Consider the following 9,555-nt stretch of genomic DNA (forward strand, 5'->3'; position numbering starts at 1 on the left):
GGTTCAGCGGCCGGTTTCGGCGGCCCGCTGGTAGCCGCGCACCGCGGGGTAGGCGAAGACGGCGATCAGGGCGACGGTCCAGAGGACCGTCTTGAGCAGCGGCTCGGCTACCGGGCCACCGTAGGAGAGGCCGCGCATGGCTTCGATGGCGCAGCTCATGGGCTGGTTCTCCACCGTGCTCTGCAGCCAGGTCGGGTAGGCGAAGACCGGGACGAAGCCGGAGTTGAAGAACATCAGCAGGGTGTTGACGATGCCGATGATGTTCACCAGCATGACGCCCTCGGAGATGGTGGCGAGCGCGGTCACCAGGACCGCGAAGCCCATGCCGAAGAGCACCGGGATGCCGATCAGCCCGAGCGCGGCGAGCGGGCCCTGTTCGAAGCGGAAGCCGATGGTGAGCCCGACGCCGATGACGAAGAGCGTGGTCACCAGCACCCGCAGCGCCTCGGCGAGCAGCCTGCCGGTGAGCCCGGCGGCGCGGTGCACCGGCATGGTCCAGAACCGACCGAGCAGCCCGGTGGCCTTCTCCGCCTTGAAGCCGAGCGCGCTCACCACCGAGCCGGTCATGGCCGCGATCAGGGTGAGCATGGCGACCTGGCCGTAGATGCTCGGCATGCCGGTGGCGCGGGTGATGGAGTCGCCGAGCACCACCTTGAACATGAGCAGGGTGAGCGCCGGGTAGACCAGGGTCTGGATGGTGGTGCCCGGGTCGCGGGCCCAGACCAGGAGCAGCCGCTTGCACTGCAGCAGGCTGTGCGCGGCCCAGCTGCGCACCGAGTTCTCCGCGGCGGGGCTGGTCTCCGGCAGCGGGCTGCCCTGCCAGGTGATCTCCCGCTCGACCTTCTCGACCGTACTCATGACCGCCTCACACTCGCCCAGATCGCCAACGGGATGAAGGCGACGAACCCGCCGACCAGCCAGAGCAGCGGCGGCAGCAGGACGTCCCAGGTGACGCCGTCCGCCGCCATGTCGCGCAACGCGAAGGAGAACTGCGAGATCGGCTGGTTGCGCACGAAGGGCCGGATCCACTCCGGGAAGCTCGTCTCCGGCACGAAGCCGCAGGAGAGCATGCCGAAGATGATGGTGGGCAGGGTGAGCGCCTGGCTCAGCGACTCCGGGCTCTTGGTCAGGCTGCCGAGCGCGTCCGCGCCGATGGCGAGCATGGTGCCGACCGCGAGCGAGAAGACGCAGAACAGCACCGCCTGCCCCCAGCCCGCGCTGAACCGGAAGCCGATCAGGTGCCCGAAGACCAGCGCCGCCGTCAGCGAGCAGGTGGAGCGCACGACCCCGGCGCAGATCCGCGAGGTGAGCGGGACCAGCTTGCCGATCGGCATGCTCTGCATCCTGGTGCTCAACCCGGTGAGCGCCTCGAACGCCGCCAGCTGGGCATTGGACATCATGGTGAAGGCCATGGTCTGCAGCACGATGATCGGCATGACGAACTGCGCGTAGTCGATGCCCTGGAACTGCATGACGTAGCGCAGCGGCAGGTAGAAGCCGAGCGTGAAGACCAGCGGGGTGAGCATGGCGACGATCAGCTCGCCCTTGGTCGCCATCACCCAGATGACCCGGCCGGTGAGCGCGCGCCACTGCGCGAACGAGTTCGGCTTGGCCTCGGGCAGCTCGGCGAAGAGCGCGGCGCTCGGCGCGGCGGTCGCGGTCACGGCGTCCCGCCGGAGTGGCCGGTGATGCTCAGGAAGACGTCGTCCAGCGAGGGGCGGCGCAGCGCGATGTCGGCGAGCTGGATGCCAGCGGCGTCCAGCCTGCGCACCGCCTCGGCGAGCGTGCTCGCGCCGCCGGGGGCCGGGATGGAGAGCCGGTCGTGGCCCGCCGAGTCGTCGCGGACGGCCTGCGGGACCAGGTCGCCGAGCGCGGCGACGGCGAAGTCGAGGCGCTTGGGGTCGAGCGGGACGATCTCGCACCAGCTGCCGCCGGTGCGCTCCTTGAGCTGGTCGGCGGTGCCCTCGGCGATCACGGTGCCGTGGTCGATCACGATGATGTTGTCGCTGAGGACGTCGGCCTCCTCCAGGTACTGCGTGGTCAGCAGCACGGTGATGCCCTGCTCCTTGAGCGCGGTGACCAGCTCCCAGACGCCCTGGCGGCTGCGCGGGTCGAGGCCGGTGGTCGGCTCGTCCAGGAAGACCACCTCGGGGCGGACGACGAGGCCGCAGGCGATGTCGACCCGCCTGCGCATGCCGCCGGAGTAGTGCCGCACGGCGCGGCGGCCCGCGCTCACCAGGTCGAACTCCTCCAGCAGGCTGTCCGCGCGCTTGCGGGCGGCGGATTTGGTCAGCCCCATGAGCCTGCCGAAGAGCTCCAGGTTCTCCCGGCCGGAGAGGTTCTCGTCGAGCGCGGCGTACTGGCCGGTCATCATGATCGCGCGGCGCACCCCCGCCGGGTCGCGCAGCACGTCGTGGCCCGCGACGATCGCGGTGCCGGAGTCCGGGCGCAGCAGGGTGGCCAGGATCTTCACGGTGGTGGTCTTGCCCGCGCCGTTCGGGCCGAGAATGCCGAGCACCTTGCCGCGTTCGGCCTGGAAGCCGATGCCCTGGAGGGCGTGGACATCGCCGAAGGACTTCCGAACGTCCGTCACCGAGACCGCGGCCTCGCGGACCCCGGGGGAAGTCGTTTCGCGCACGGGCGCCTCCACTGCATTCGGACTCGGCATCAACTCTCCACTATCGGCGGGGTGCGGCGGGCTCGCGCCTGCGGGAACGAGAACGTCCCGGGCTGATGATCCTCCGCGTCGGGCGCGATGTTACCGGCAGCCTTTCCCGATCACGCGCGGTCGACCGGTACCCAATCGTGCACGATTCAACTGTGGTATTCATCACAGGTCAGGGTTGCGGTGCCGGTCACACCGGCGGCGCTGCCCGGCCGGGGTGCGGACGTCCTTGTCCGCCACCGCATCACCCGCATACCCTGCTGTTCGGGGGCCGGAATCGCCGGTAGCAGGGTGGGCACACCGATTTCGAAAGGGTGACCATGGCCGAGTCCGCGCAGCCGACGGTGGCGGCGCTCCCGGGAGGACCGGACCGACCGCACACCGTGACCATCCGCGATCCGCGCACCGACGAGACCGTCGGCGACTACGCGATCATGGGCGCACGGGAGGTCGAGCAGGCGGTGCGCGCCGCGCGGCGCGCCGAGAAGTGGTGGGCGGGAATGACCTTCACCGCCCGAAAACGGATCCTGCTGGCCTGGAAGCGGCTGATCGCCCGGCGCGCGGGCGAGCTCGTCGAGCTGCTCAGCGCCGAGACCGGCAAGCCTGCGGCCGATGCCACGATCGAGGTCATGCTCGCGGTGCAGAACCTGGACTGGGCGGCGCGCAATGCCGCGCGGGCGCTCGGCCGCCGAAATCTGCGCTCCACCTGGCTGAGCCGCAACCAGCACGCCTCGGTCGGGTACCTGCCGCTCGGCGTGGTAGGGGTGCTGGGGGCCTGGAACAACCCGGTCTTCACCCCGATGGGCTCGATCGCCTACGCCATGGCGGCGGGGAACGCGGTGGTGTTCAAACCGCACGAGCTGACCACCGGCGTCGGCGTCTGGCTGGCCGAGAGCTGGGCCGAGGTGGCGCCGGAGCAGCCGGTGCTGCAGGCGATCACCGGCGACGACCGCACCGGCATCGCGCTCTGCCGGGCCGGGGTGGACAAGATCGCCTACGCGGGTTCCGAGGCGGGCGCCCGCGCGGTGATCGCGGAGTGCTCCCGCTCGATGACCCCGGTGGTGGTCGAGCGCAGCGGCAAGGGCTCGATGGTGGTGCACGTCGACGCCCGGCTCCGGGACGCCGCCGAGGCCGCGGTCTTCGGGGCCATGTCGAACGCCGGGCAGAACGTCACCGGCATCCAGCGCGCCTACGTGCCCGCCTCGATCTACGAGCCGTTCCTGGACCTGGTCGCCGAGCAGGCCCGCGCGCTGCGGCCCGGCGCCGACCGGCGCGCCTCCTACGGCCCGATGATCCTGGAGCCGCAGATCGAGGTGGTGCGCGCCCAGGTGCGGGACGCGCTGACCCGGGGCGGCCGCGCGGTGGTGGGTGGGCTGGACTCGATCCGGGAGCCCTACATCGAGCCGATCGTGCTCACCGAGGTGCCGGAGGACAGCACCGCGGTGACCGGCGAGGGCGTCGGCCCGGTCCTCATCGTGAACCGGGTGGCCGATATCGAGGAGGCGGCGGAGCGGATCAACGCGGCGAGCAACGGCATCGCGGTCTCGGTCTTCGCCAGGGACGTGGCCGAGGTGGCGGCCTTCGCGGAGAAGCTGCGGGTCGGGGTGGTGACGATCAACTCGTCATCGGCGTACGCGGGGATTCCGGCGCTGCCGTTCGGCGGGGTCGGCGAGTACGGGCAGGGGCACAGCCACGGCGTGCAGGGGTTGCAGGAGTTCAGCCGGACGCTGGCGATCGCGCGCAAGCGCTACCGGGCGCAGGTGAATCTCTCCACTTTCCACCGGCACCGGCGGCACCTGCGCGCGGCCAGGGTCATGTTCCGGCTGCGGCACGGCCGCCTGGGCTGAGGCTCAGGACGCGGCGGGCGGTGCTCCCCGCCCGCCGAGCAGCACCGCGAGCATGAGCGCGTGCACCCGGGCCAGCTGCTCGGGGCGGCTGTCGAAGCGGATCAGCCTGCCGACGTCGATCACCTGGCCGAGCGCGGTGTGCACCCGGAACCTGGCCTCGATCGGGTCGCCGTCGAGCAGGTTCGCCCACTCCAGCACGTTCTGCCGCTGGATGGCGCGCAGTTTGTGCTGCTCGGCCTGCGGCAGGTTGCTGAACTCGGCGTAGTAGACCGGCATGATCTCCGGCATGGTGAAGGTGAGCCTGGCGTAGCGCTCGGCGATCCGGCGCACCGCGTCCGGGCGGTCGGTGGCCTCGGCCAGCGCCTCGGTGAGCGCGATGGCGACCCGGTCGCCGGTGCGGTAGAAGGCGGCGGCGAGCAGGTCGGCCTTGCTGCTGAAGTAGCGGTAGACGCTGGAGGCGTTGATCCCGACGGCGGCGCCGATCTCCTCGATGCTGGCCTCGTGGTAGCCCTGCCTGCCGAAGATCCGGATCGCCTCGGTGAGCAGCTGTTCGCGTTTCGAGGTCACCGGGAGGCCGCGCACGGCGGGGCCGGGATCGGGCTGATCGGGGGCGGGCGGCAGCTCCGCGCGCAGCACCGCCCAGCACATCCCGGTGAGCAGCGGGAGCAGCCTGGTGCCGGAGAGCGCGGTGCGGTGCGCGGAGATGCTGGCGACCACGCTGAGCACCGAGGCGGAGAGCATGGCGACGTCGGCCTCGGTGGCCGCCGGGCGCAGGGCGCCGATCGGCGCGGCGAGGGTGGCGTTCAGGTCGTCGTAGATGCGCCGGATCCGGACCCGGTCGTCGCGCTCCAGGTAGCGCCGCTCCCAGCGGTACAGCCCGGCCTCGCGGCGGATCTCGATGGTGTGCTCGGCGATGGCGCGGATCAGCTTGTCCAGCCGTTCCGGCGGGTCGGCGGCGGGATCGTCGGCGGCGCGGGCCACCTCCAGCAGGGCGCGCGCGCCCTCCTCGGCGGCCGCGACCAGCAGCGCGTACTTGTTCGTGAAGTGCCGGTAGAGCGCGGGCCCGGAGATGCCGACCTCGGCCGCGATCTCGTCGACCCCGACCGGGTAGTAGCCGCGCTCGCTGAAGGCGCGGGCGGCGGCGCGGATGATCTGGACCTTGCGGTCCTTCGGGCGGCGGCGCACCGGCTGGCCGGAATCGGGCCGCGCGGTGGCGAGACCGGCCTCGCTGCGATCCGCGACCATACACCTCTCCGTTCCCTCCGGCACGCCGTCTGTTGACAGCGCCGGACCAGTCAACCTAAGTTAACCACAATTCGCAAAGTTAACCATCATTCATCGCACGGCGCCCGCTGAACTTCCTACCAGGAGACCGACATGAGCAACCCCGATTCCGTCGAGACGGCGGCTCCGGCCGGATTCTCGGCCGTGCGCGACGGCAAGATCCTGCGCGTCACGATCACGAAGCCCAAGCGCAAGAACGCGATCGACTACGACACCATGGTCGCGCTCGGGGACACCTTCCTGGCCGCCGCCGATGACCGTTCGGTGCGCGCCATCGTGCTGACCGGCGAGGGCGGCGACTTCTGCACCGGCGCCGACCTCTCGGCCTCGGGCTCCGAGGCGCAGCGCGGGATCACCCCGGACCACGTGATGGACGCCGCGAACCGGCTGGTGCGCTCGATCGTCGACGCGCCGGTGCCGGTGATCGTGCGGGTGCGGGGCGCCGCGGCGGGGGTCGGGGTCGGGATCGCGCTCGCCGCCGACCTGGTCTACGCGAGCGAGGATTCCTACCTGCTGCTCGCCTTCATCAATATCGGGCTGATGCCGGACGGCGGCGCGGCCGCGCTGGTCGCCGCCGCCGCGGGCCGTCCGCTCGCGGCCAAGCTGGCGCTGCTCGGCGAGCGGCTGCCCGCCGCCGAGGCGCACGCGGCCGGGCTCTTCACCGCGGTCGTCGCCGACGCCGAGCTGGACGCGGTGGTCGAGGCCGCGGCCGCGAAGGTCGCCGCCGGGCCGCGGCGGGCGCTCGAGCTCACCAAGCAGGCGCTGAACGCCGCCACGCTGACCGCGCTGGACGCCACGCTGGCGGCGGAGAAGAGCGGGCAGATCGAGCTGCTGCAGTCGCCCGACTTCGTCGAGGGCGCGACGGCGATGCTCACCAAGCGGAAGCCGGTCTTCGCCGACTGACGTCGGACGTCGCGGTCGGTCGCGGGCGGCGAGGTCGGGGACGCGATTCGCCCGGCGCTGGGAGCGCGTCCGCGGTGCGCCTCACTCCCCCGTGGGCCAGCGGAATGCGGGGTCGCGGGCATAGTCGGCGCGGCGCTGGTCGAGCGCTGCGGTGACCATTTCCCTGGCGCCGGGACCGATGATCCGGCGCAGCGGGGGGCTCGGCTCGGCGACGAGCTCGAGCAGGGCACGGGCGGCGAGTTCCGGTGCGGCGTCCGAGTATTCGGCTGACGGCTCGGAGCCGGAACCGGTTGCCGATTCGAGCGGATTCGCCGCGCTCGCGCCGCGGCCCGCCGCGGCCTGCGCGTCGGCATGGACCGGTGCCGCACCGCCGGGATAGGTGGGTGTGCCGAAAATGCCGGTGCGGCAGGCGTCGTAGGCCGGGACGGCGGTGCCGAAGCGCATGCTGGAGCCCGCCCAGTCGGTGGCGAAGCCGCCGAGCTGGGCCAGGGTGACATGGACCCCGAAGGGGCGCAGTTCGTCGGCGAGCGCGGCGCTGAAGCCCTCCAGCGCCCACTTGCTCGCGTTGTACGCGCCGAAGAGCGGGAGGCTGCCCGCCGCGCCGACCGTGGAAATCTGCACGAGGTGCCCGCTGCCGCGTTCGCGCAGGTGCGGCGCGAACGCCTGGGAGACCCAGAGCGCGCCGAAGAAGTTGACCTCCAGCTGATCTCGCAGCTGCTCCTCCGACAGCTCCTCGACCGCGCCGACCAGGCCGTAGCCGGCGTTGTTGACCACGATGTCGATGTGGCCCGCCTGCTCGACGGCGGCCGCGGCTGCCGCCACCACCGCCGCCCGGTCCCGGACGTCGAGCGGCAGGGCGATCAGCCGCTCGTGCTCGATCGGCATGGTGCGCGGATCGCGGGCGGTGGCGACGACGCGATCCCCCGCGCCCAGCGCCGCCTCGGTGAAGGCGCGGCCGAGGCCGCGGTTGGCGCCGGTGATGAACCAGGTTCGCGTCATGTTCTCCCTCTCTTTAGCGAGACGCTACGTCTCGTCTCGTCAAAGCATGCCGAACCGCATACCGTCCGTCAAGACGAGACGTATCGTCTCGTTGTAAGCTGGCGCGGTGAACGAGTCCCGGCGCAGCGAACGCGCCCGCACCGCGATCCTCACCGCCACCGGCGAGCTGATCGCCGAGCTCCCGTACCCGAAGCTCACCGTCGAGGCCATCGCGGCGCGCGCGGGCGTCGGCAAGCAGACCATCTACCGCTGGTGGCCCTCCAGGGGCGCGGTGGTGCTGGACGCCATGCTGGAGCGCGACGCCCCCGCGGAGCTGCCCGACACCGGCGACCTCCGCGCCGACCTGCGCCCGCTGCTGCGCGGCGCGGTCGCGGCGCTCACCGACCCGGTCGCGGACGGCTTCCTGCGCGCCATGTACGTGGAGATCCAGCAGGACCCTGCGCTGGCGCGGGAGTACCGCGAGCGGCTGCTGCTCCCCCAGCGCGCCGCCGTCGCCGCCCGGCTGGCGGGCGCGCTGCCGCCGGGAGCCGATACCGAGTTGGCGGTGGACCTGCTGCTCGGGCCGGTGCAGATGCGCTGGGCGCTCGGGCTCGGCGGGCTCACCGCGGAGTACGCCGACGCCGCGCTGGAGGCGGCGCTGGCCTTCCTGCTCCCGGAATAGCGAACGCCCCGGCCGCCGCTGCGGCCGGGGCGTTCACCGGAGTACTGCTACAGCCCGAGGCCGCGGGCCAGGGTCGGCCAGGACGCGGGGAGCTCATCGCGCCAGTAGCCCCAGGAGTGGGTGCCGTCCGGGCGGAAGTTGACCGTGGCCGGGATGTCCAGGTCCTTCAGCTTGGTCGCCAGGTTGTGGGTGCAGTAGTTGGTGCCCGCCTCGATGACGCCGCCGACCACGAGCTGGTTGGCCAGCCCGGAGGAGCCGGGCAGGGCGTACGGGCCGTCCAGGGTGTCGTGCCTGCCGGGCAGGCCGCTGCCGGTGGAGATGTAGAGCTCGGTGCCGCGCAGCTTCTCGGCGTTCACGTACGGGTCGTTGGCGGCCCACTCCGGGCTGCCCTCCGGGCCCCACATGTTGTCGGTGTCGCCGCCGCCCCATACCTCGACGGTGAGCCGCACGAACTCCGAGCCGACCGGGTCACTGGTCATGGCGCAGCCGCTGTAGGCGGCGGCCGCCTTGTACAGCCCGGGCTTGGCGATCGGCAGCGCGAGCACGGTGGTGCCCGAGGTGGAGAGCCCCGCGATGGCGTTGTCGCCGTTGGTGCCGAGCGCGCCGTCGACCAGCGGGGGCAGCTCCTCGGTGAAGAAGGTCTTCCACTTGTTGCGACCGAGCACCGGGTCGTCGGCGATCCAGTCGGTGTAGTAGCTCCACTTGCCGCCGATGGGCTGGATGACGTTCACGTTCTTGTCCGAGAGGAACTCGAGCGCGTCGGTCTTGGCCTGCCAGGAGGCGTCGTCCTCGCCGCCGCCCGCGCCGTTGAGCAGGTAGAGCGTCGGACGCGGCTCCGAGGTGTCCGCGGGGCGCTGCACATCGATCAGGATGTTCTCGTCCATGGCCGCGGAGTACACGTGCAGCCGCAGGCTGCGGGCATCCTTGTACTCCGCCTTGACGATCTTCGAGCCGTTCGGCGCGACCGGGTTACCGAGCAGCGCCTTCTGGTCCATGATCGGGTCGGCCGCCGCCGTCGAGGTGCCGAGACCGGACAGCAGGCCACCGAGCACCGCCGTCGTCGCGATCATCACGGCCGCGCGGGTACCGCGGCGCCGGCTGGGTCGACGTATCAATTTCACACCTTCACTTCGTCTCGGGTTTGTCGACTGGCACGTCCTGACGCGGACACACGCCCCGAACCCTACGGTCTGTGT

The 9,555-nt window shown here is 71.8% G+C and carries 9 protein-coding genes; 3 read left to right on the forward strand and 6 right to left on the reverse strand.

Annotated elements, in window-relative coordinates; genetic code table 11:
- Positions 1-3: 3 nt before the first annotated feature.
- The 3 genes from ACFUUZ_RS04205 to ACFUUZ_RS04215 are packed head-to-tail and all read right to left on the reverse strand — an operon-like array spanning position 4 to position 2,668.
- A complete protein-coding gene (locus tag ACFUUZ_RS04205; RefSeq protein WP_378692382.1) occupies positions 4-858 on the reverse strand; it encodes an ABC transporter permease in 855 nt (284 codons plus the stop codon).
- Positions 855-1,664 carry an ABC transporter permease gene (locus tag ACFUUZ_RS04210; protein WP_378692384.1) on the reverse strand — a complete coding sequence of 270 codons (810 nt, stop codon included), beginning with the start codon at positions 1,662-1,664 and terminating at the stop codon, positions 855-857. The genes ACFUUZ_RS04205 and ACFUUZ_RS04210 overlap by 4 nt, the downstream gene beginning before the upstream one ends.
- Positions 1,661-2,668 (reverse strand): ATP-binding cassette domain-containing protein, encoded by a 1,008-nt coding sequence (locus ACFUUZ_RS04215; protein WP_378692386.1) that lies wholly within the window; start codon positions 2,666-2,668, stop codon positions 1,661-1,663. Before ACFUUZ_RS04215 ends, ACFUUZ_RS04210 begins: the two co-directional genes overlap by 4 nt.
- Positions 2,669-2,985: 317 nt before the next feature.
- Between ACFUUZ_RS04215 and ACFUUZ_RS04220 the strand changes: the two genes are divergently transcribed.
- Positions 2,986-4,512, forward strand: coding sequence for an aldehyde dehydrogenase family protein (locus ACFUUZ_RS04220; protein ID WP_378692388.1), 1,527 nt, complete (start codon positions 2,986-2,988; stop codon positions 4,510-4,512).
- A 3-nt stretch (positions 4,513-4,515) separates the two neighbouring features.
- Here ACFUUZ_RS04220 and ACFUUZ_RS04225 read toward each other — a convergent pair whose 3' ends face one another.
- Positions 4,516-5,757, reverse strand: coding sequence for a TetR/AcrR family transcriptional regulator (locus tag ACFUUZ_RS04225; RefSeq protein WP_378692390.1), 1,242 nt, complete (start codon positions 5,755-5,757; stop codon positions 4,516-4,518).
- Between the two features lie 132 nt (positions 5,758-5,889).
- Here ACFUUZ_RS04225 and ACFUUZ_RS04230 point away from each other — a divergent pair, with 132 nt between their 5' ends.
- Entirely contained in the window at positions 5,890-6,699 is an 810-nt protein-coding gene (locus ACFUUZ_RS04230; protein WP_378692392.1) for an enoyl-CoA hydratase, read from the forward strand.
- A gap of 81 nt (positions 6,700-6,780) precedes the next feature.
- Here the strand turns inward: ACFUUZ_RS04230 and ACFUUZ_RS04235 are convergent, their stop codons facing one another.
- The gene (locus ACFUUZ_RS04235) at positions 6,781-7,698 is read right to left on the reverse strand and encodes an SDR family NAD(P)-dependent oxidoreductase (protein WP_378692394.1); all 918 of its coding nucleotides are present in this window, start codon (positions 7,696-7,698) and stop codon (positions 6,781-6,783) included.
- 106 nt (positions 7,699-7,804) lie between these two features.
- Here ACFUUZ_RS04235 and ACFUUZ_RS04240 point away from each other — a divergent pair, with 106 nt between their 5' ends.
- On the forward strand, positions 7,805-8,359 hold the full coding sequence (locus ACFUUZ_RS04240; RefSeq protein WP_378692395.1) for a TetR/AcrR family transcriptional regulator: 555 nt from the start codon (positions 7,805-7,807) through the stop codon (positions 8,357-8,359).
- Positions 8,360-8,406: 47 nt separating this feature from the next.
- Here the strand turns inward: ACFUUZ_RS04240 and ACFUUZ_RS04245 are convergent, their stop codons facing one another.
- Positions 8,407-9,429: an alpha/beta hydrolase gene (locus ACFUUZ_RS04245; protein WP_378692415.1), complete on the reverse strand. Its 1,023-nt coding sequence runs from the start codon at positions 9,427-9,429 to the stop codon at positions 8,407-8,409.
- Positions 9,430-9,555: the final 126 nt, after the last annotated feature.

Source organism: Nocardia sp. NPDC057353 (genome assembly GCF_042667085.1).
In the GTDB taxonomy this organism is placed as follows: domain Bacteria; phylum Actinomycetota; class Actinomycetes; order Mycobacteriales; family Mycobacteriaceae; genus Nocardia.